The organism is Phenylobacterium sp. Root700 (assembly GCF_001429025.1).
GTDB lineage: Bacteria > Pseudomonadota > Alphaproteobacteria > Caulobacterales > Caulobacteraceae > Phenylobacterium.
This window is the reverse complement of record NZ_LMHT01000034.1, coordinates 279,626-300,747: the sequence shown is the minus strand read 5'-3', so window position 1 is coordinate 300,747 and position 21,122 is coordinate 279,626. Positions and strand designations below refer to the sequence as shown.

General features: G+C 67.2%; 21 protein-coding genes, 1 tRNA gene and 1 pseudogene. 15 read left to right on the top strand and 8 right to left on the bottom strand.

The annotated features are described in order from the left end of the window. Positions 1–80: 80 nt before the first annotated feature. The 3 genes from ASE02_RS19175 to ASE02_RS19165 all read right to left on the bottom strand — a co-directional run bounded on the left by ASE02_RS19175 (position 81) and on the right by ASE02_RS19165 (position 3,358). Positions 81–497: a Zn-ribbon domain-containing OB-fold protein gene (locus ASE02_RS19175; protein ID WP_082602210.1), complete on the bottom strand. Its 417-nt coding sequence runs from the start codon at positions 495–497 to the stop codon at positions 81–83. 5 nt (positions 498–502) lie between these two features. After that, positions 503–1,690, bottom strand: a complete 1,188-nt coding sequence (locus ASE02_RS19170) for a thiolase domain-containing protein (protein ID WP_056736385.1) — start codon at positions 1,688–1,690, stop codon at positions 503–505. Between the two features lie 186 nt (positions 1,691–1,876). Next, positions 1,877–3,358, bottom strand: a complete 1,482-nt coding sequence (locus tag ASE02_RS19165) for an AMP-binding protein (RefSeq protein WP_056736383.1) — start codon at positions 3,356–3,358, stop codon at positions 1,877–1,879. A gap of 197 nt (positions 3,359–3,555) precedes the next feature. On the opposite strand from ASE02_RS19165, the gene ASE02_RS19160 reads away from it, so the two are divergent. The 4 genes from ASE02_RS19160 (at position 3,556) to ASE02_RS19145 (ending at position 6,225) form a co-directional block, all read left to right on the top strand. Continuing rightward, a complete protein-coding gene (locus tag ASE02_RS19160) occupies positions 3,556–5,103 on the top strand; it encodes a class I adenylate-forming enzyme family protein (protein WP_056736381.1) in 1,548 nt (515 codons plus the stop codon). Next, a complete protein-coding gene (rraA, locus tag ASE02_RS19155) occupies positions 5,100–5,579 on the top strand; it encodes a ribonuclease E activity regulator RraA (protein WP_056736378.1) in 480 nt (159 codons plus the stop codon). The genes ASE02_RS19160 and rraA overlap by 4 nt, the downstream gene beginning before the upstream one ends. An 18-nt stretch (positions 5,580–5,597) precedes the next feature. Beyond that, positions 5,598–6,038, top strand: a complete 441-nt coding sequence (locus tag ASE02_RS19150; protein WP_056736377.1) for a PaaI family thioesterase — start codon at positions 5,598–5,600, stop codon at positions 6,036–6,038. Positions 6,039–6,135: 97 nt separating this feature from the next. Then, positions 6,136–6,225: transfer RNA gene (locus tag ASE02_RS19145), tRNA-Ser, on the top strand. Between the two features lie 46 nt (positions 6,226–6,271). On the opposite strand, the gene ASE02_RS19140 is transcribed toward ASE02_RS19145, so the two are convergent. After that, positions 6,272–6,451 (bottom strand): hypothetical protein, encoded by a 180-nt coding sequence (locus ASE02_RS19140; protein WP_056736375.1) that lies wholly within the window; start codon positions 6,449–6,451, stop codon positions 6,272–6,274. Between the two features lie 121 nt (positions 6,452–6,572). Between ASE02_RS19140 and pth2 the strand changes: the two genes are divergently transcribed. From pth2 to ASE02_RS19115, 5 genes and pseudogenes are all read left to right on the top strand, one after another. Continuing rightward, positions 6,573–6,914 carry an aminoacyl-tRNA hydrolase gene (gene pth2 / locus ASE02_RS19135; RefSeq protein WP_156406129.1) on the top strand — a complete coding sequence of 114 codons (342 nt, stop codon included), beginning with the start codon at positions 6,573–6,575 and terminating at the stop codon, positions 6,912–6,914. 4 nt (positions 6,915–6,918) lie between these two features. After that, the gene (locus ASE02_RS19130) at positions 6,919–7,182 is read left to right on the top strand and encodes a hypothetical protein (protein WP_056736371.1); all 264 of its coding nucleotides are present in this window, start codon (positions 6,919–6,921) and stop codon (positions 7,180–7,182) included. Between the two features lie 199 nt (positions 7,183–7,381). Next, positions 7,382–8,902 (top strand): annotated as a pseudogene (locus ASE02_RS19125) (amidohydrolase); the annotation flags it as partial. 149 nt (positions 8,903–9,051) lie between these two features. Next, positions 9,052–10,254, top strand: a complete 1,203-nt coding sequence (locus ASE02_RS19120; RefSeq protein ID WP_056736370.1) for an NF038122 family metalloprotease — start codon at positions 9,052–9,054, stop codon at positions 10,252–10,254. A gap of 73 nt (positions 10,255–10,327) precedes the next feature. Beyond that, on the top strand, positions 10,328–10,582 hold the full coding sequence (locus ASE02_RS19115) for a hypothetical protein (RefSeq protein WP_056736368.1): 255 nt from the start codon (positions 10,328–10,330) through the stop codon (positions 10,580–10,582). Between the two features lie 218 nt (positions 10,583–10,800). On the opposite strand, the gene ASE02_RS19110 is transcribed toward ASE02_RS19115, so the two are convergent. After that, positions 10,801–11,970: a cystathionine gamma-synthase gene (locus tag ASE02_RS19110; protein ID WP_056736366.1), complete on the bottom strand. Its 1,170-nt coding sequence runs from the start codon at positions 11,968–11,970 to the stop codon at positions 10,801–10,803. Continuing rightward, positions 11,967–13,361: a cystathionine beta-synthase gene (locus ASE02_RS19105; RefSeq protein ID WP_056736360.1), complete on the bottom strand. Its 1,395-nt coding sequence runs from the start codon at positions 13,359–13,361 to the stop codon at positions 11,967–11,969. The genes ASE02_RS19110 and ASE02_RS19105 overlap by 4 nt, the downstream gene beginning before the upstream one ends. Positions 13,362–13,577: 216 nt before the next feature. Between ASE02_RS19105 and ybaK the strand changes: the two genes are divergently transcribed. The 4 genes from ybaK to ASE02_RS19085 all read left to right on the top strand — a co-directional run bounded on the left by ybaK (position 13,578) and on the right by ASE02_RS19085 (position 18,404). Further along, positions 13,578–14,048: a Cys-tRNA(Pro) deacylase gene (gene ybaK / locus ASE02_RS19100; protein WP_056736356.1), complete on the top strand. Its 471-nt coding sequence runs from the start codon at positions 13,578–13,580 to the stop codon at positions 14,046–14,048. Between the two features lie 175 nt (positions 14,049–14,223). Beyond that, positions 14,224–14,853 (top strand): TetR/AcrR family transcriptional regulator, encoded by a 630-nt coding sequence (locus ASE02_RS19095; protein WP_056736355.1) that lies wholly within the window; start codon positions 14,224–14,226, stop codon positions 14,851–14,853. Between the two features lie 213 nt (positions 14,854–15,066). Continuing rightward, positions 15,067–17,607 (top strand): TonB-dependent receptor, encoded by a 2,541-nt coding sequence (locus ASE02_RS19090; RefSeq protein WP_056736354.1) that lies wholly within the window; start codon positions 15,067–15,069, stop codon positions 17,605–17,607. A gap of 101 nt (positions 17,608–17,708) precedes the next feature. Then, positions 17,709–18,404 (top strand): GDSL-type esterase/lipase family protein, encoded by a 696-nt coding sequence (locus ASE02_RS19085; protein ID WP_056736353.1) that lies wholly within the window; start codon positions 17,709–17,711, stop codon positions 18,402–18,404. Positions 18,405–18,411: 7 nt separating this feature from the next. Here the strand turns inward: ASE02_RS19085 and ASE02_RS19080 are convergent, their stop codons facing one another. Both ASE02_RS19080 and ASE02_RS19075 read right to left on the bottom strand, forming a co-directional pair. After that, the gene (locus ASE02_RS19080; protein ID WP_056736352.1) at positions 18,412–18,879 is read right to left on the bottom strand and encodes a Dps family protein; all 468 of its coding nucleotides are present in this window, start codon (positions 18,877–18,879) and stop codon (positions 18,412–18,414) included. Next, the gene (locus ASE02_RS19075; protein WP_056736351.1) at positions 18,876–19,118 is read right to left on the bottom strand and encodes a DUF2061 domain-containing protein; all 243 of its coding nucleotides are present in this window, start codon (positions 19,116–19,118) and stop codon (positions 18,876–18,878) included. The genes ASE02_RS19080 and ASE02_RS19075 overlap by 4 nt, the downstream gene beginning before the upstream one ends. A 251-nt stretch (positions 19,119–19,369) precedes the next feature. Here ASE02_RS19075 and ASE02_RS19070 point away from each other — a divergent pair, with 251 nt between their 5' ends. Further along, a complete protein-coding gene (locus ASE02_RS19070) occupies positions 19,370–19,717 on the top strand; it encodes a cytochrome c5 family protein (protein ID WP_056736346.1) in 348 nt (115 codons plus the stop codon). Then, positions 19,714–21,108 carry a D-arabinono-1,4-lactone oxidase gene (locus ASE02_RS19065; protein WP_056736344.1) on the top strand — a complete coding sequence of 465 codons (1,395 nt, stop codon included), beginning with the start codon at positions 19,714–19,716 and terminating at the stop codon, positions 21,106–21,108. Before ASE02_RS19070 ends, ASE02_RS19065 begins: the two co-directional genes overlap by 4 nt. Positions 21,109–21,122: the final 14 nt, after the last annotated feature.

The following is a 21,122-nucleotide window of genomic DNA, read 5'->3' as shown; positions in this document are numbered from 1 at the left end:
CTTCAAGCCTTTAGGCCGCAAGCCCCCTCCGTCGCGCTACGCGCGCCACCTCCCCCAGCGGGGGAGGATCTGCGTCACCTCTACGCCGGCGCGAACACCGGGACCGGCGGGCCGTTCTCGGTGGGCTGGAACTTCACCTTGACCTTCTGGCCGATGGAGAGCCCGTCGGGCGCCACGTCGACGAAGTTGGTCAGGACGGCGGGGCCTTCCTTCAGGGTCACGTAGCCGATGGCGTAGGGGCCGGACGGCGAGCGTTGCATGACGCTGTAGGAATAGATCACACCCTCGCCGGGGCTCTCTTCCCAGACGGTTTCGTCGGAGAAGCAGAACGGGCACAGCGCGCGCGGATACCAGTGGGCTTCACCGCAGGCGGTGCAGCGCTTGATCAGGAACCGGCCTTCGGTCGCCGCGTCCCAGAAGGGCTTGCTCTCGATGGTCACGGCCGGGGCCGGGATGTTCCGCGTCATGTTGGCGGGACGGTCTTGAACGTCGCTCATGGCTCTTAGGCCTCCCGTTCCATGATGAGGGTCGCCGCGCCGTGGCGGGTGCCGAGCGAGCCGCCCGTACCGTGGGCCAGGGCGATATCGCAGTTGGGGACCTGCACCTTGGGGTGGGCCTCGCCGCGCAGCTGACGGACCGCCTCGATCACCTTGGTGATGCCGCCGCGGTTGGTCGGGTGGTTGTTGCAGAGCCCGCCGCCATCGGTGTTGAAGGGCAGCTTGCCGACGCCGGAGATCAGGTTGCCGTCGGCGACGAACTTCCCGCCCTCGCCCTTCTTGCAGAAGCCAAGGTCTTCCAGCTGCATCAGCACGGTGATGGTGAAGCTGTCATAGATCGAGGCGTACTTGATGTCGGCCGGGGTGACGCCGGCTTCGCCGAAGGCGATCGGGCCGGACCAGACCGCGCCCGAATGGGTGAGGTCGAGGTTCCTGCCGCCCATCGGGCCCTTGGGGGACTCGCCCGCGCCCATCACCTTGACCTTCGGACGGTTCAGGCTCCGGGCGATTTCCGGCGTGGTGACGATCAGCGCGCCGCCGCCGTCGGTGACCACGCAGCAGTCCAGCAGGTGCAGCGGGTCGGAGATCATCCGTGAATTCACCACCTGCTCGACGGTCACCACGTCCTTCAGGAAGGCGTTGGGATTGTACTGGGCGTGGTGGCTGGCGGCGACCTTGATCCAGGCCAACTGCTCGCTGGTGGTGCCGTACTCATGCATGTGCCGCATGGCGCACATGCCGTAGGTGTTGTGGGTCGAGCCGCCGTAGATGTTCTCATACCCGGCCTCGGGCGGGCCGTCGGTCAGCTGGCCGGGCTTGCCCGCGCCGCCGCCCCAGCCGCCCTTGTTCTGGCGCGGACGGCCGGCCAGGGTGACCAGCGCCACCTTGCACTTGCCCTCGGCGATCGCCTGGGCCGCGTGGCCGACATGCAGCAGGTAGGACGAGCCGCCGGTCTCGGTGGAGTCCATGTGCCGCACATTGCGCAGGCCCATATAGTCGATCATCGACATGGCCCCGAAACCGGGCGCGTCGCCGGCGCAGAAATAGCCGTCGATGTCGTCCTTGCTGAGGCCCGCGTCCTCCAGCGCGCCCTTGGCGCATTCGGCGTGGAGCTGCGGCGTCGACTTGTCGGGCGCGTCGCGGAGCGGATGCTCGTACGCCCCCACGATGTAGGCCTTGCCTTTAATGCTCATGCGTTTCCCCGGAAATTATTTTTGAAGAATGGAATTGGCATATCGCGGTGCAGCATGGGCTTCAACTGTCCTCGCGCCGGGCTTCCAGATCCTCCCCGGCTGGGGGANGGAGGGGCTCTTCTCCTGCAGGAGTCAAAGTCCCCCTCAGTCAGCTTCGCTGACAGCTCCCCCAGCGGGGGAGCATCTCTACGCCGGCTGTTGCTGCTTCAGCTGCGCGATGCGTTCGTCGCGCAGGGCGCTGCGGCGCACCTTGCCGGCGTCGTCGCGCAGCGGTTCGTCCACGAACTCATAGGTCCGCGGCTGCTTGTAGGTCACCAGCCGGGTCGCCAGGTGGGCGCGCAGCGAGGCCTCGTCGCGCGATCCCTTGGTCTGGACGATGGCGTGGATCAGCGCGCCCAGATCGTCGTCGGGGATGCCGATCACCGCGCAGGACTGCACGTCGGGATGCTCCTCCAGCGCCGCCTCGATCTCGGCCGGATAGACGTTGGAGCCGCCGACCAGGATCATGTCGGTCCGCCGGTCGGCCAGGTAGAGATAGCCGTCCTCGTCGAACCAGCCGATGTCGCCCAGGCTCTCCCAGCCGCCGGGCATCACCTTGGCCGTGGCGCCGATGTATTGGTAGGTGGCCGGTGCGCCTTCCGGGCGGCGCATATAGATCTCGCCGACCTCGCGGGCCGCCAGGGGCTGGCCGTCCTCGCCGACCGCCATCATCTCGCCGACCGTGACCTTGCCGACCGAGCCGCGATGCTCCAGCCATTCGGCGCCGGAGATCGTGGTCACCGCCTGGGCCTCGGTGCCGGCGTAGAGCTCCATCACGGTTTCAGGGCCGACCCAGTGGATGAAGGCCTCCTTCAGCCAGGCCGGGCAGGGCGCGGCCAGGTGCCAGAGGGTCTGCAGCGACGACAGGTCGTACTTGGCGCGGGTTTCCTCCGGCAGGTGCCAGATGCGGTTCATCATGGTCGGCACCAGATAGACCCAGCTGGCCTTGTGCTTCTCGATGGCGGCCAGGGTCGCCTCGGCCTCGAAGCGCGGCAGCAGCACCATGTGCGCGCCCATGCCGAAGGCCGACATCATCATGCCGAAACCGGCGTTGTGATAGAGCGGGGCCGGCAGCAGGGCGATGGAATCGGCCTTCAGCCGCCAGCCGCCGACCTCGGGAATGTCCTTGGTGCTGACGCCCGGCTGGCCGGCCAGGATCAGCTTCGGCCGTCCGGTGGAGCCGCCGCTGGTCGGCGCCTTGGAGATCGGGGCGGTGACGTCGGGCAGGTCGCTGTCGTCGTCCGACAGCGCCAGCAGGTCGGCCACCGACAGCAGCGGCCGGTCGATCTGGTGTTCGAACTGCGCGATCACCACCGGCGTCTTGGCCAGCTCCATGATCGCTTCCAGTTCGGCCTTGGGCAGGCGGAAGGCCACCGGCTGCGGCGTCGCGCCGATCTTCCACATGGCCCAGCAGGCCACGGCGAAGTCCGTCGAGTTGGGCAGGCCCAGCGTCACCAGGTCGCCCAGCTTCACGCCGTGGGCCAGGAGGCCGCGCGCGGCGCGGTTGGAGAGCTTGTGGAATTCCAGATAGGTCAGGGTCGTATCGCCGCAGCTCACCGCGGGGGCGTCGGGCTTGAGGTCGGCCAGCAGCTTCAGCTTGGCCCCAAGCGAGATCATCTCGTCAGCCATAATGTGGTTTCGTCCCAGAAGAATGCGTGGGCTCTAACGGCCCCATGGGTCTTGAATGTCGGTGCGCCGCCGAAATGCGGGGGCGGGCCTCGATACTTTCCCTCGCGGAAGCGCCGCGCGGCAAGCGCCGATTGCGGGCCGGGCGGATTCGGGCTTTAGAACCCCGGCAGATTTCAAACAACCATTCGGGAGTAGGCATGTCCGCGGAACAGATTCTCACCCAGGACTTCGGGACGCTGGCCGATGTGATCCGCGAGCAGGCCAAGGAGCTGGGCGCCACGCCCGCCCTGATCGACGCCAACCGCACCATCTCCTACGCCGAACTCGATGAGCTGATGGACCGCATCGCGGTCGCCCTGCAGCGCGACGGCGTGAAGACCGCCGACGTCGCCGCGGCCTGCGCCACCACCTCGGCGGAGTATGGCGCGACCTTCTTCGGCATCCTGCGGGCCGGGGCGATCGTCGCGCCGCTGGCGCCGTCCTCGACGGCCGAGAGCCTGGTCATGATGCTGAACGACAGCGGCGCGAAGGTCTTCTTCCTCGACGCCGGAGTCGCCAAGCAGTTGGAAGGCGTGGCGGGCCAGATCACCGCCAAGCGCGTGGCCCTCGACGGCTCGGCCGCCGGCGTGGCCTTCGAGGACTGGCTGGCGCCCAAGGGCTCCAAGCCCGAGCCGGTGACCATCGACCCCGACCAGGGCTTCAACATCATCTATTCGTCGGGCACGACCGGCGCGCCCAAGGGCATCATCCAGCCGCACCGCATGCGCTGGGGCCAGATCCGTCGCGGCGCCTATCCGATGGGCGCGGTGACCATGGTCTCGACGCCGCTCTATTCGAACACCACCCTGGTCTCCTACCTGCCGACCATCTCCAACGGCGGGACCGCCGTGCTGATGCCGAAGTTCGACGCCGAGCAGTTCCTGAAGCTGTCGGAGAAGCACCGCGTCACCCACGCCATGCTGGTGCCGGTCCAATACCGCCGGATCATGGAGCGGGCTGATTTCGACAGCTACGACCTCTCCGCCTTCCAGATGAAGTTCTCGACCAGCGCGCCCTTCTCCCCGGAGATCAAGGCCGACGTGCTGAAGCGCTGGCCGGGCGGGCTGGTCGAATATTACGGCATGACCGAGGGCGGCGGCTCCTGCGGCCTGGTCGCCCACGAACACCCCGACAAGCTGCACACGGTCGGCAAGCCGCTGCCCGGCCACGATATCCGGCTGATCGACGAGGACGGCAAGGAAGTCGCCCAAGGCGAAATCGGCGAGGTCGTCGGCCGTTCGGGCGCGATGATGGTCGGCTACCACAACCAGCCGGGCAAGACCTCCGAGGCCGAATGGTACAACCCTGAGGGCCTGCGCTTCATCCGCACCGGCGACGTCGGCCGGTTCGACGAGGACGGCTTCCTGACGCTCATGGACCGCAAGAAGGACATGATCATCTCGGGCGGCTTCAACATCTATCCGTCCGATCTGGAAGCCGAGATCGTCGTCCATGAGACGGTGCTGGAAGCCGCCGTGGTCGGGGTGCTGTCCGACAAGTGGGGCGAGACGCCGGTGGCGTTCGTGGCCCTGCGGCCCGGCCAGACGATCGCGCCGGACGTGCTCAAGGACTGGGTCAACGCCAAGCTCGGCAAGACCCAACGCCTGGCCGACCTGCAACTGGTCGACCAACTGCCGCGCAGCCATATCGGCAAGGTGATGAAGCGCGAACTGCGCGACGCCTACAAGGGACCCGCCACCGCATGAACCAGATCTCCGTCGCCGACCTCTGCGATCAGCACGAACAGACCATGGCGGTCTGCGAGACCCAGTTCCGCGACCTGGGCGGCCGGATCGCCTTCTCCGGGCCGATCCGCACCGTGCGCTGCCATGAGGACAACTCGGTGGTGAAGGCCACGCTGGCGACCCCCGGCGCGGGCTGCGTGCTGGTGGTCGACGGCGGCGGCTCGCTGCACCGCGCCCTGGTCGGCGACATGCTGGCTGGCGACGGGGTCAAGAACGGCTGGGCCGGGATCGTGGTGTTCGGCGCTGTGCGCGACACCGCGGTGCTCGCCACCCTCGACATCGGGGTCAAGGCGCTGGGGACCAACCCCATGCGCAGCGTCAAGCGCGGCGAGGGCGTGCTCGATACGCCGGTGGCGTTCGGCGGGGTGATCTTCACGCCCGGCGACATCCTCTTCGCCGACCAGGACGGGATCGCGGTCCTGGCCGCCGACGCCTGATCTTTGAAGGAGCTCCCCATGGGCGACGTCTTCCCCACCCTGAGCGACGACCCGGTCGCCGACCTCAACGCCATGCAGGAGGGCTTCCTGCCGGGCGAGCTTGGCCTGCAGGTGCTGGAGGCGCGCCAGGGCTATCTGCGCAGTCAGATGAAGGTGGCCAAGAAGCACATGGCGCCGAACGGCTTCATGCACGCGGCCAGCGTCATCGCCCTGCTCGATTCGGCCGCCGGTTACGGCTGCCGGATCTCGCTGCCCGACGGCGGGAGCGGCTTCACCACTATCGAGCTGAAGAGCAATTTCCTGGGCACGGCGCGGGAAGGCGACACCGTCGTCTGCGAGGCCCGGATGGCGCACGGCGGCCGCATGACCCAGGTCTGGGACGCCGTGGCGACCCATCAGGAGAGCGGCAAGACCATCGCCCTGTTCCGCTGCACACAGATGGTTCTCTATCCCCGTTGAAAAACAACGAAACAGCCGCTTGATCTGGAGGGGCCGGATGAGTAGGTTCCGCGCCTCGCTCAGCGGGCCCTCTCTTCCGAGGCCCGGCGTCGTCTCTGGAGAGGTGGCTGAGTGGTCGAAAGCACCGCACTCGAAATGCGGCGTACCTTTACGGGTACCGTGGGTTCGAATCCCACCCTCTCCGCCATACCGCCCCGCGCGCTGCGCCGGGCGGTGACGAAATCCCTAAAGTCTTACCGCGCCATCCAGGGCTTGGACTTCGACGACGAGTGCGCCGCCGCGGCCTGCTCGCGCTGGAACTTGCCGCCGCGCGGGGGTTTCGCCTTGGCTTCGATGGCGGCCTTCTTCAGGCGCAGGGCGCGCTGGATCGGGGTTTCCGCGGGCGAGGCCGGGTCATCAGGGGTGTCGGCCATGTTCGTCGTCCTCCGTGAAGCCGAATCCTAGCGGCCTAAGGGCCGGCGCGCCCGTGAAATCTTCCGGTCGGGCGCCCGAATGGCCTTGCCGTCGTGGGCGGCGGGCGGGCATGGGATGGCCATGAAGCAAGTCATCGTCGTCAATCAGGCGCTGAACCTGCCGCCGGGCAAGCTGGCCGCGCAGGTGGCGCACGCCGCGGTGGGCGGGCTGCTGCGCGCGCCGCGCGAGCAGCAAATCGGCTGGCTCGACGTCGGCATGCCCAAGGTGGTGCTGCGCTGCGAGTCCGAGGCGGCCTTGTTCGACCTGGTCGCCCAGGCCGAGGCGGCGGGCCTGCCGGTCATGCTGGTCCGCGACGCCGGCCGCACGGTGGTGGAGGCCGGAACCCCGACCTGCGTCGGGATCGGGCCGGGCGAGATCTCCAAGGTCGACGCGATCACGGGCACGTTGAAGCTGGTGAGGTAGAGAGATGGTTCACACGACACGCCGCGGCACCGGCATCATCGGTACGGTCGAAAAGCCGCTGGAGGCGGTGAGCTTCGAGGCCTCGGTCGAGCATAGCGCCACGGCCCTGCTCAGCTTCATCGGCAAGATCCGCGCGCTCAGCGGCGCCAGCCTGGCCGACTATGTCGGGCAGAACATGGTGCTGGAGATCGACGGCGGCCCGGCCCTGGGGGTGGTCATCGTCCACATCGAGGGCGACGACGCGGTGATCAACCTCTCGCCGCGCTGAGGATCGTCCGCCTACGCCCGGTCCGCGCGAAAAACGCTTTTCCGCCGCCCCCTATTCGTGCCCCCTTGTCGGCAGTGAAGCGACGGGGGGAGTGATGACGGTTTCCAAGTTCCTGACGGCCATGTCGGTGGCCGGGCTGATGTGCGCGGCTGCGCCGGCGGCCCTGGCCCAGACCTATTCGGCCTCGACCATCGCGGGTTTGAAGACCCGCGCCGAGGCCGGCGTCGTCGCCCGCGCCAAGCTGGCCCAGCAGATGAACGACTCGATCTTCTCGTTCGGCGAGCTGGCGTTCCAGGAGGTCGAGACCTCGAACTACGTCACCGCCGTGCTGGAGAAGAACGGTTTTACGATCGTGCGCGGCGTGGCCGGCCTGCCGACCGGCTGGACCGCGACCTGGACCCACGGCAAGGGCGGCCCGCTGATCGCTCTGGGCAGCGACATCGACGGCATCCCCAAGGCCTCGCAGAAGCCGGGCGTGCCCTGGCACGAGCCGATCATCGAGGGCGCGCCGGGCCATGGCGAGGGGCACAATTCGGGCCAGGCGCTCAACGTCGTCGCCGCCCTGGCGGTCAAGGAGCTCATGGAGAAGGAGAACATCTCCGGCACCCTGATGCTCTGGCCCGGCGTGGCCGAGGAGCTGCTGAGCGCCAAGGCCTATATGGTTCGCGACGGGGTGTTCAAAGGCGCCGACGTGGCGATCTTCACCCATGTCGCCTCCAACCTCGCCACGGCCTGGGGCCAGCCCAGCGGCACCGGCCTGATTTCGGTGAAGTACACGTTCAAGGGGGCGTCGGCGCACTCGGCTGGGGCGCCGTGGCGCGGGCGCAGCGCGCTGGACGCCGTCGAACTGATGGACATGGGCTGGAACATGCGCCGCGAGCACCTGCGGCCCGAGCAGCGTTCGCACTACGTCATCACCGACGGCGGCGACCAGCCCAACGTCGTGCCGTCGTCGGCCACCGTCTGGTACTATTTCCGCGAACAGACCTTCGAAGGCATCAAGAAGAACTACGAGATCGGCAACACCATCGCCGAGGCCGCCGCCAAGATGACCGACACCTCGGTCAGCCGCCAGGTGGTCGGGTCGGCCGCGCCCCGGCACTTCAACCGTCCGCTGGCCGAGGCCGCCAAGGCCAATATCGACAAGGTCGGGCTGCCGAAATGGACGCCGGAAGAGCAGGCCTTCGCCAAGGCCGTGCAGAAGAACATGGGCGCGCCGGAGAAGGGGCTAGCCGTCGAGCTGGCCAAGACCGAGGCTCCGGTCGAAAAGCCGGAGAGCGGCGGATCGGACGATATCGGGGACATCTCCTGGACCCTGCCGACCATCACCATCCTCTACCCGGCCAATATTCCTGAGCTGCCGGGCCACCACTGGTCGAGCGCCATCTCCATGGCCACGCCGGTGGCGCACAAGGGCGTCGTCGCCGGATCCAAGGTTGTGGCCATGACCTTGGTGGACGTGTTGACCCGGCCCGACCTACGCGCCAAGGCCAAAGATTACTTCGTCAACGTACAGACGAAAGATCAGAAGTATCTGCCAATGTTGAGCGCAACCGATAAACCGCCGATTGAAATAAACACCGATGTAATGGCTCGGTATCGGCCGGAAATGCGGAAATACTACTACGATCAAGATCGTTATCCGACCTATCTCGATCAATTGGGGATCAAGTGGCCGCCGACCGAACTGACGCCGCCAAAGGGTAAGCAAGTCGACTGAGCGGTGGTCGGTTCAACTCAAAAACAAGCGCTGCAATAGAATATTATTGAGGCTCAACTTGGGGTGTGTGAGGCTGGCCGCGGATTAACCATTGTGCGGGGGGCGGCGGACGCGTTCGCAAGTCTCTCGGCGCGCCGCGGAGAGACTCGATGAGGAAGCTCCTGGTATCGGCGACGGCCGTCCTGGCCGTCGCCGCATTCTCGACCCCGGCCCTGGCGGCCAAGATCGTGCTCAACGATGTCGGCGGCGTTGAAAGCGGCAGTCAGGCCTATAAGGGCTTTAGCATCGCCTCGAAGTTCTGGGAGCAGCGGCTCACCAACGACGTGACGATCAATCTCGACGTCGGGTTCAGGCGACTCGGCGACCGGATCCTCGGCCAGACCCTCAGCAGCTCGACGGTCGCGCCGATCGAGGTGGTCCAGGGCCAGATCGCCGCGGTCGGAAATTCCCAGCTCGACGCCATCGCCGCCGCCAATCTCCAGGTCCTGAAGCCGGGCGTGGGCGGTTACGGCGCGCTTGACGTCATCACCTCCGGCTACAAGCTGCCGACCGGCCAGGGCGTGGACACGACCACCCGGGTGTTCGACAACGACCTCAGCGGCAACAACGCGTTCCTGGACGCCAACACCGCCAACCTGAAGGCGCTGGGCTTCTTCGGCTTCGGCGACGCGGCCGACGGCCGGATCGAGTTCAGCAACCAGTTCAAGTTCGACTTCAACCCGGGCGACGGGATCGCGTCGGACTCGATCGATTTCATCAGCGTCGCCATCCACGAGATCGGCCATGCCCTGGGCTTCGTCAGCGGGATCGACACCTACGACATCCTTGGCGCCCCCAACGGGCCGCTGGCCACCGATCCGAATTTCGCCCTGCTGAACCTCAACGACTACGCCATCGCCTCGGTGCTGGACCTTTATCGCTACAGCGACAATCTCGGCGGACTGGGCGACGGCGGGCCGGCGCTGGACTGGTCTGTGGGGGGAAGTCCCTACTTCTCGATCGACGGCAAGAGCGCCTACCAAGGCGGTTACTTCTCGACCGGAAACTACAACGGCGACGAGAACCAGGCGTCCCACTGGCGCGACAACATCCCCGGCCAGTCGTCGCTGGGCATGATGGACCCGACGGTCGCCTATGGTCAGATGGGCCGGGTGACGTCGCTCGACCTGGCCGCCTATGACGCCATCGGCTGGAACATCGACTACGACGTCTTCGGCTCCGACCGAGCGTTCTCCACGCGCGACATCTATCTCTCCGCCGTGCCGGAGCCGGCGACCTGGGCGATGTTGGTCGCGGGCTTCCTCATGACCGGCGGCGCGGTCCGTCGGCGTCGGCGTCCGACATTCGCCTGAAGCCGTAAGGTCGTGGCGGCGCATTTCCGCCACGACCCGCCGTCAGGCTGCGCGGGCTTCACGGAGGACCTTCATGCGTTTCACCAAGTTCTGCCTGGCCGCCGCCGTCGTTCTGGCCGGGTCGGCCACCGCGGCTCTCGCCGCCGAAGGCCGGTTCATCCATCCGGCCGACACCAGCAAGGACGACCGGATCAGCAAGGCCGAGTGGGTCGCCTACAAGCTGCCCGCCGACGACTTCGCCAAGGCCGACAAGAACAAGGACGGCCTGATCGACGGGCCCGAATTCGTGGCTTGGGACACCGCCCGCAAGGCCCACGCGGGGCACTAAATTCAGCGCTTGGATCTTGCCTTTCCTCCCCTGCGCAGCGGGGGAGGGGGCCCGCGCGGCGCGCGTGGTGGAGGGGGCGAGACTGGGCTCTGAGTTTGTGACCGCCCCCTCCACCGCTTCGCGGTCCCCCTCCCCCATCAATGGGGAAGGAAAGACGGCCGCAGCCTGTATACGCCGTCCCGGCTGACCGGAGGATGACGAGTGGTGGGTGGCGGGCGCTAGGCCAGCGCCTGCTCCAGGTCGGCGATCAGGTCGTCGGCGTCCTCGATGCCCACCGACAGGCGGATCAGGCCGTCGGCGATGCCGATCCGGGCGCGGGTCTCGGCCGGGATCGAGGCGTGGGTCATGATCGCTGGATGCTCGATCAGGCTCTCCACCCCGCCCAGGCTCTCGGCCAGGGTGAACAGCCGCGTGCGCTCCAGCATCCGCCGGGTTCCGGCCAGGTCGCGGTCCAGCACCGCCGAGATCATGCCGCCGAAGCCGCCGGTCATTTGCCGCCCCGCCAGGGCGTGCTGCGGATGGCTCTCCAGCCCCGGATAGATCACCTGGGCGACGTCGGGGCGGGTCTCCAGCCAACGGGCGATCTTCATCCCGCTCTCGCAGTGACGCTGCATGCGCAGGGCCAGGGTCTTTAAGCCCCGATGGGCCAGGAACGAGTCGAACGGCGAGGCCACCGCCCCGATGGCGTTCTGCAGGAAGCCCAGGGTCTCGGCCAGTTCGGCGTTCGCGCCCGCCACCAGGCAGCCGCCGACGATGTCGGAGTGGCCGGAAATGTATTTGGTGGTCGAGTGCATGACCACGTCGAACCCGAACTCCAGCGGCCGCTGGCAGTAGGGGCTGGCGAAGGTGTTGTCGGCCGCCGCGATCAGGCCGCGCGACTTGGCCAGCGCCGCGATCGCCGCCAGGTCGGCCAGCCGCAGCAGCGGGTTGGTCGGGGTCTCCACCCAGATGACCTTGGTGCTTGGCTTGATCGCCGCCTCGATGGCCGCGACGTCGCTCATGTCGACGAAGCTGAACTCCAGGCCGGCCGAGCGCCGGCGCACCTTGTCGAACAGTCGGAACGAACCGCCATAGAGGTCCTCGCTGGCGATCACGTGGTCGCCGGCGTCCAGCACCTCCAGGAAGGTCGAGATCGCCGCCAGGCCCGAGGCGAAGGCGTAGCCGCGCGTGCCGCTTTCCAGGTCGGCCAGGGCGCGCTCGAAGGCGAAGCGCGTCGGGTTCTGGCTGCGTGAATACTCGAATCCCTGGTGCTCGCCGGGGCTCGACTGGCCATAGGTCGAGGTGGCGTAGATCGGGGTGATCACCGCCCCGGTTGTCGGGTCCGGGAACTGTCCGCCGTGGATCGCGCGGGTGGCGAAATCGAGTCGGTTCTTGCCGTGGTCGGTCACGCTGCGCGCCTGAGATAGTTGATGAGGTCGATGCGGGTGATCAGGCCGACGAACTCGCGGCCGTCCAGGACGATGGCCACCTGATCCTTCTCGAACACCGGCAGCAGGGCGTCCAGCGGATCGCCGGCCTGCAGGGTGTCCAGCTTGGCGGTCATGGCCGCCGCGACGCTTTGGGCGAAGCGCTTGTCGGGCTTGGAGTCCTCGACGGCTTCCAGCAGGTCGCTCTCGTCGATCAGGCCGATCAGCCGCCCGCCGTCCAGCACCGGCAGCTGGCTGACATCGGCCTGGCGCATTCGGTTATAGGCGGTCAGCAGGGTGTCGTCGGGACCGACCGTCACCGCCCCGCCATCGGCTGGCGAGCGGGCGATCAGGTCGCGCAGGTCGCCATGCAGGCTGCGCTGGGTCAGACCCTGCTCGGCCAGCCAGCTGTCGTTATAGACCTTGGACAGGTACTTGGCGCCGGTGTCGCAGACCAGGGTCACCACCCGTTGCGGCTGCGTCTGCTCGCGGCAATAGCGCAGCGCGCCGGCCAGCAGGGTGCCCGAGGACGAGCCGCCCAGGATCCCGGCCCTGGTCAGCAGCTCGCGCGCCGCACCGATGCTCTCGGCGTCGGTGATCGTATAGGCCTTGGCGACCAGGGCGAGGTCGCAGTTGGTCGGCACGAAGTCCTCGCCGATGCCCTCGACCACCCAGGAGCCGGGTTCGATCAGCTCGCCGGTGTTGACCAGCGGGGCCAGGATCGATCCCAGCGGATCGGCCAGCACCATCCTGGTCTTGGGCGAGGCCTTGGCGAAGTAGCGGCCCAGCCCCGTCAGGGTGCCGCCGGAGCCGACCCCCACCACCACGGCGTCCAGGTCGCCCTCCATCTGCTCCAGGATCTCCGGGCCGGTGGTGGTCTCGTGGGCCTTCGGATTGGCCGGGTTGGCGAACTGGTTGATGAAGATCGCGCCGGGGATCGCCGCGGCCAGCCGCTCGGCCATGTCCTGGTAGTATTCGGGGTGGCCCTTGCCGACGTCGGAGCGGGTGATGCGGACGTCGACGCCCATGGCCCGCAGGTGCTGGATCTTCTCGCGGCTCATCTTGTCGGGGACGACCAGCAGGATCTTGTAGCCCTTCAGCACGCCGACCTGGGCCAGGCCCAGGCCTGTATTGCCGGCGGTGGCCTCGACGATGGTCCCGCCGGGCTTCAGCGAACCGTCGGCCTCGGCCGCCTCGATCATCGAGCGGGCGATGCGATCCTTGATCGAACCGCCGGGATTGGCGCTCTCCAGCTTCACGAACAGGCGGCAGGGGCCGGTGTCGAAACCGATCAACTCGACCATCGGGGTGCGCCCGATTAACTCCAGCGCCGAGGCGGCTGGGGGCGGCAGCGGGCTTGAATCTCGTGGCATCGGGTGGCGGCTCCATGCGGTCGCGTTACGGAAACGCTCAAGGTCGGTTTCCGCGCCAGCACCGCCAGCATATGGGCGATTTTTCTCAGTCGACCAGACACAACGGCGTTTTCCCGTCGCCGAAACCGGCATGACGCGCGAAATCGCGCCCGCTCCCCATTCGCGCGGGGGGCTCGGCGACTAGGCGCGAGCCGTGCGTCCGGCTAAAGCCGAGGCATGGCCAAGACGACTCCTGCGACGCTGGCCTTGGACAAGGCGGGCGTCGCCTATGAACTGCACACCTACGACTACGATCCCGATGCGCCGCGGGTCGGGCTGCAGGCCGCCGAGAGCCTCGGGGTGTCGCCTGACCAGGTGCTGAAGACCCTGATGGCCCAGGTCGACGGCAAGCCGGTCTGCGCGATCCTGGCCTCCGACCAGGAGGTGGCGATGAAGAAGCTGGCCGTGGCGACGGGCGGCAAGTCGGCCCAGATGATGAAGCCCGCCGACGCCGAACGGATCACCGGCTACCGAGTCGGCGGGGTCAGTCCGTTCGGTCAAAAGCGGGCCGCGCCCACCGTGATCGACGAGGCGGCGCTCGTTCACGCCAAGGTGTTCGTGAACGGGGGACAGCGTGGCCTGCAGGTGCGCCTCGACCCCGCCGATCTCGTGAGCGCCCTGGGCGCAAAGGTCGCCGGCCTGACCTAGGTCTCTTCGGCGTCGCCGGGCCGCCCTTTTCGACCTAGAGTCGCGAGGCGCTCACAAGCCGGGCGTGTAGCGGAACCGTTGATATCCATTGCGTGCGGCGCAATAAACGGCCTTAAGTTAGCGTTGATAACTTTGGCCGACGAGCAGGGGTGATCCCCAGGATGGACGGGGCGGCGTGGGCATCATCGAGCGGGCGAGCGTCATGACCCCGGCGACTGCGGAACGTCGTCGCACCTATCACGTGGGAAATGTTCGCGGACAACTTCTAGCTGCGGCGCGGGACATCCTGCACGAGAGCGGCCGAAGCGGGCTTTCGCTGCGGGCCATCGCCGATCGGGCCGGCGTCGCGCCCGGGACCGTCTACTACCACTACGCCGACAAGGCCGCCTTGCTGGCCGGCCTGGCCGTCGACGGCTTCCGCCAACTCGCCGAGACGATGCGCGCGGCCTACGAGACCGCCGGCCCGGGTGAGGGGCTGCGCACCACGGGCTCGGCCTATCTGACCTTCCTGCGCGAAAAGCCCGAGCTCTACGAACTGATGTACGAGGCCAGGGACGCCGGTCGCCGCGAGGACGTCGCCGCCGCCGAGGCCGAGGCCTTCGCGGTGTCGCGCGGCGCGATCATGGCCGACTTCGCCGACCAGCACGCGCCGGAGGTGGCCGACAAGATCGCCGAGGCGATCTGGGCCTGGGGGCGGGGCATCGCCGCCGTGGCGCTTTCCCGGGGCGAGCCGGGATGCGGACCCGAAGATGAGGCGGTCGTCTCGGCGGTCCGCGGATTGGAAGCCCTGATCTTCCGCCGCTAGGGTTGCGCGGTTTCGAGCCCAATCGTCCTGTCTTTTCCTTAGCTTAGCCATATGGCGCCCCGATGGGGTCGCGACCCTTACGCCACAAGGCGCGGGAAAGTGCCGGCCTGGGGCTTTTCCCTCTATTCGAACACTGTTCGAGACCTCCAGCCTGGGTACATTAAGCACACGCGACGGACGGCATAACGTCCGCGTCTGGCTGGGAGGTAACACATGATCCAATCACTGCCGTTGCGCAGATTCTTCATTATGGGCGCATCCGTCGCCGCCCTTACCGCCGTCGCGGCGCCCGCGATGGCTCAAGACGCCTTCACCATTGAAGAGCTGGTGGTCACCGCCGAAAAGCGGGAACAGAGCCTGCAGGACGTGGCGGTCGCCGTCACCGCCTACACCAGCGAAAAGCGCGACCTCATGGGCGTCGCCACGGTCGAGGACCTGGCCCGCGTCACGCCGAGCGTCGCCTACACCAACAATGACCGCCTCTCGATCCGGGGTTTCGGTCGTCTGACCAACGCCATCGGGACCGATCCCAGCGTGGCGCTCTATTCGGACGGCATCTTCTCCAACTCGATGGCCGACTCATCGACCCCGTCGCTGTTCATCGAGCGGACGGAAATCCTGCGTGGTCCGCAGGGCACCCTCTACGGTCGTAACTCGATCGGCGGCGCGCTGAACATCATCGGCAAGCGCCCGAGCTCGGAATTCCAGGCTGAGGTTCGCGCCGCGGTCGGCAACTACGGAACCTGGCGCACCGACGCCCTGGTCACCGGCCCGATCACCGAAGGCCTGCGCTTCCTGGTCGGCGGTTCGGTCGAGCGTCGCGACAAGGGCTTCATCGAGAACGTCGGCCCCGGCGGGGACACCAGCGCGGTCAAGCGCTACATCCTCGAAGGCCAGATCGAAGCCGACCTCGGCGAGAACATCACCGCGCGTCTGCGCTATACGAAGTTCGACTGGGACGACAGCTACGGCGTCGGCAACATCCACGAAGCGGCGATCAACCCGTACGACACGGTCTCCGCGACCGGCCTGGGCAACTCGGCGCTCTATTACAACCCGACCTTCGGCTACACCAAGGTCAACCCGTCCATCGCCGATCCGTACAAGATCGACATGGACCAGACGATGGAAGGCAAGCTCAGCAACCACAACCGCTTGCACTTCGACGTCACCTGGGACCTCGGCGGCATGACGCTGAAGTACCTCGCCGGGTACCAAGCCTATGTCTACAACACCAACGGCGACGAGGACCGCTCCTCGCGTCAGGGTCTGATCAGCGTCAACGCCTTGACGCCGTTCGGCGCCTACACCGCCACCAACGTCTCGCCCAACGAGCGCTTCTTCTATCAGGAGAAGCAAGAGTGGTACTCGAACGAGATCAACCTCTCGTCCAACTCCGACGGCCCGCTGCACTGGATCGTCGGCCTCTATCAGTACCACCAGTCCTATTCGCAGCCTCAGGGCCTGCGCGTGCTGGGCGATGCGGCCATGCTGCAACCGTTCAGCCTGGCGACCGGCGGCCTGGCGGCCCCGAACCCCAAGGGTAACTACCTGTTCGTCGACGGCACGCTGGAGGTCGACTCCTACGCCGGCTTCGGCCAGATCGACTACGAGTTCGCCGAGAATTGGACCCTGACCGCGGGCCTGCGCTACAGCAAGGACGAGAAGACCGGCACCGACTCCGCCCGTTACGTCTCGCGCAGCAACACCACCACCACCTTGCTGCGGCAGTTCGCCAATGTTCCGCTGGCCGTCGGCCAAGGCATGGCGCTGGACTTCACCACCTTCGTGGTCTGCGGCGGGGCGACCCTCGCGGCCTGCCATGCGCTGCCGCAATACGCTAATCTGCGTGAAAAGGCCGGCGGTGGTCTGACCCGTGATCTGTCGGCCGAATACGACGCCTGGACCGGTACGCTCGGCGTCCAGTGGCAGCCGGACGGCGACACCAACGCCTACGCCCGCTACAGCCGCGGCTACAAGTCGGGCGGTTGGCTGGCTTCGAACGGCCTGACCCCGGTGCCCTACGCCGACCCCGAGTACGTCAACAACTACGAACTCGGCCTGAAGAAGACCATCGGCGGCCGCTTCCAGCTGAACTCGGCGATCTTCTACGCCGACTATAAGGGCTTCCAGGCTCCGATCAGCGTGATCCTGAACCCGGCGACGGGCTCGACCGGCACGCAGTTCCTCAACCTGGATGCGCGCAACTGGGGTGTCGAACTCGAAGGCCAGTGGGCCCCGCTCGACAACCTGATGATCTTCGCGAGCTACGCCTACATCAACGCCGAGATCAAAGACGGTTGCTGCTTCGTCGACACCAACGACCCGACCGCGAGCCGTCCCGGCGCCAAGCCGGTCGGCGCGGCCGGCCCGGCTCGCCAACAGGATCTGGTCGGCAACCGCCTGCCGATGACGCCCGAGAACAAGTTCAACCTGGGCGCCAACTACACCTTCCACTTCGACGCCGGCAGCCTGACGCTCGGCGGGACCTACACCTACACCGACGACATGCAGACCGGCATCTTCAGCCAGGCCAACTACACGGCCCCGGCGAACGAGATCGTCGACTTCCGCGCCCTCTGGAAGGACGGCCAGGATCGCTTCACCGTCATCGGCTACGTGAAGAACGCCTTCGACGAGGTCGCCTATCAAAGCGCCACGCCGACCGCGGTTACGTCCAACGGCACCTATCGCGAGACCGTGAAGCTGAACTTCCCGCGCACCTACGGCGTGGAATTCCAGTACCGCTTCTAGGGCTTCGCAGCCTTCTGAACGAACGGAGCGCCGCGGGAAACCGCGGCGCTCTTGTCGTTTCGGCGCCAGATCATCAGCCGACAGATCGTCGGGAGGACGTCATGAGACTGCTCCGCTCCAACCTCGCCGTAATCGTCGCCGGTCTGCTGGCTGCGACCCCGGCGTTCGCCCAGCCCGCCGCCGCCGGACCCGAGCCGTTCGCGCCGGAGATCGAGGCCTTCGCGGCCCACGATCGCGCCGCGCCGCCGGCCTTCTGCCAGATCGTCTTCACCGGCTCGTCGTCGGTGCGCTTCTGGACCAGCTTGGCGCGCGACATGGCGCCGATCCCGGTGATCAACCGGGGTTTCGGCGGCTCGCAGATTTCCGATGTGAACGCCTATTTCGATCGTGTGGTCGGCGCCTACCATCCCCGCGCGGTGGTGTTCTACGCCGGCGAGAACGACATCCACGCCGGGGAGGGCGCCGCCGAGGCGGTCGCTGACTTCGAGCGGTTCATGGCCCTGAAGACCGCCAAGCTTGGCGCCACGCCGGTCTATTTCATCTCGCTGAAGCCCTCGAAGGCGCGGCTGGGCGAGAAGCCCCGGCAGGACGAGGTGAACGCCAAGATCCGCGCCCTCGCCGACGCCCGCGCCGACCTCGACTATATCGACGTGGTCCCGGCCATGCTCGAGGCCGACGGTCGCCCGAAGGACATCTTTATCGCCGACGGCCTGCACATGACGCCGGCCGGCTACGCGCTATGGACCGCCGTCGTCCGCCCGGTGGTGGAGACGGCGGCCAAGATCCCCTGCGGCTAGAGCGCCCCTATCCGAGCGAGGAGCGCAGCATCCAGACGTGCTTCTCATGGGCGGTGAGGCGGTCGGAGATCAGGCTCGCGCTGACCTCGTCGCCGGCCTCCTGCGCGCTCGGCAGGGCGGCGTAGAGGGTGGCGATCAGCATCTCGTGGCTCTCGATCAGGTCCTTCAGCATCGCCTCGGCGCTCTTGGCCGGGTCGCCGTCCTTGATGGCCGAGAGCGCGCCGAACGCGACGTAGCCCTGCGGGGCCAGTTCGCCCAGGGCGCGGATGCGTTCGGCGACTTCGTCGATCGCCGTCCACATCTCGGTGTACTGGGTCATGAACAGCGAATGGAGCTGGGAGAAGTTCGCGCCCCTGACGTTCCAGTGGTAGCCGTGGGTCTTCAGGTAAACCGCATAGCTGTCCGCCAGCAGTTTCGACAGGCCTTCGGCGACCGCCTTGCGGTCCTTCGCGCTGGGTCCGACGTTCACGCTCATCTTGCAGCTCCCTCATATGCTTCGACGCTCGCCGAACGAATGCCCGCTGACGAGGTTCCCTTGGCCGCAATCCGGGCCCAGACCCGTTCGTGCATGACGAAGGCCATGGTCTGGAAGATCGGCTCGATCATTCCGATCGCCAGCGCCGCCCGCCAGTCACGCGTCAGCGCGTAGGCCACGGTGATCGCCACCACGAGGTGCATCAAACTGTAGCTCAGGGTCTTCTTGGCCGTCTGCATCGTTCCGAACCTATTTGCGAGTAAGTCGCAATATAACATTCATCAGCCTGATGGGAAGCGGTCGGTCGATCAGATTTTCTTTGGATGGGCTTTGAGGGGCTTATCGCTTTGGGCAGGCCGCTCCGACCTCGCGTGACATCCATCGTCTCGCGTGATGCACTTGCCTGGAACACCATGACCTGGCGCGTTCAGATCGCCAGGTCGCCTTGCATATCAAGTAAGAGCGGGAAGCCCGCCTTGGGGGAGGACGTTTGAAACACCTAGTCTCGCTGGCCGCGGCCAGCTTGCTGCTTGTCGCCTGCGCGCCGAAGTCCGGCCCCCCCGCCGACCCGGCCAGCCTGGCGCCGGCCGATCCGCGTCTGGCCGAGCTCTATGCCGGCGCCTGCAAGGCCTGCCACGTGGTCGCCGATTCCGGGGCGCCGCTGGTGCATGACGCCAAGGCCTGGGCGCCGCGCTGGAAGCAGGGCGAGGCGGTGCTGCTCGATCACGTCGTTCAGGGTTACAAGGCCATGCCCGCCATGGGCCAATGCGCGTCCTGCACGCCCGATGATTTCAAGGCTCTGACCCGGTTCATGGCCAACCAGGAGGGCAGGTCGTGATCTCGCGTCGCACCGCTCTGATCGCCGGGGGCGCCGGCGTGGTCGCCGCGGCCGGCGGCGGGGTCTATCTGGCCTCCCGCGACAAGCCCGAGCCGCCGGCCCCGCCCAGCGTCGATGGCGAGAACCACCTGCTGTGGCGCAACTGGTCGGGCGTCGCCTACGCCTATCCCGCCGTTCGCAGCGCCCCGCGCGACGAGGCGCAGGTCGCCGAGGCGCTCAAGACCTCGGCCGCGCCGGTGCGGGTGGCCGGCGCCGGCCACTCCTTTACCGCCCTGGTCCCCACCGACGGCACGCTGATGACCCTGGACAACCTGTCCGGCGTCGCCGGCTGGCAGGGCGATGAGGCCGTGGTCTGGGCCGGCACGCGGCTCGGCGCGCTCGGCCCGGCCCTGGCCGAACGCGGCCGGGCGATGGCCAATCTGCCCGACATCAACAAGCAGTCGCTGGGCGGCTGCCTGGGCACGGCCACCCACGGGACGGGCGCGAAGATCCAGGCGATCCACGGCGATGTCGTCGCCCTGCGGCTGGCGACGGTCGCCGGCGAGGTCATCGACTGCGACGCCGTCCAGAACCCCGACATCTTCCAGGCCGCCAAGGTCTCGCTGGGCGCGCTCGGCGTCATCACCCAGGCGCGGCTAAAAACCATCGCCAACCGCAACCTGCATCGCCGCGTGTGGATCGAGCCGTTCGAGGAGACCCTGGCCAAGGCCGAGGAACGCTGGGCCAAGCATCGCAACTTCGAGTTCTACGCGGTTCCGTTCACCGACCTGGCCGCCAACATCTCGCACGATGAAACCGACGCCCCGGCCAAGGCCCGCGGCCCCGACACCGACTCGGCCTTCCTCGAGGTGCTGAAGCAGCTTCGCAACCTGACCAGGTTCTCCACCCCGCTGCGCAAGTCCGCCGCCAAGGCGCTGCTCGGATCGGCCGCCCCGGAAGAGGCCATCGATCAGGGCTGGAAGCTGCTCTCGACCGAGCGCCCGGTGCGCTTCAACGAGATGGAGTACCACCTGCCGGTCGAGAACCACCTGGCCGGGCTGAAGGAGGTGGTGGCGACCATCGAGGCCAATCGTCCCGACGTGTTCTTCCCCATCGAGGTTCGCCGCATCGCCGCCGACGACGCCTGGCTGTCACCGTTCCAGGACGGACCGCGCGGGTCGATCGCCGTGCACTGCCATTACAAGGACGACTACGACTTCCTGTTCAGCCTGATCCAGCCGGTGCTGTTGAAACACGGCGGCCGCCCGCACTGGGGCAAACTGCACAGCCTGAAGGCCCACGAACTGGCCGTGCTCTATCCCAACTGGAACGATTTCCTGGAGGTCCGCCGTCGCCTCGACCCGCAGGGCCGGCTGCTCAATCCGTACCTGAAGACGCTGTTCGGGGTCTGAGCGGGTCGCGGAGG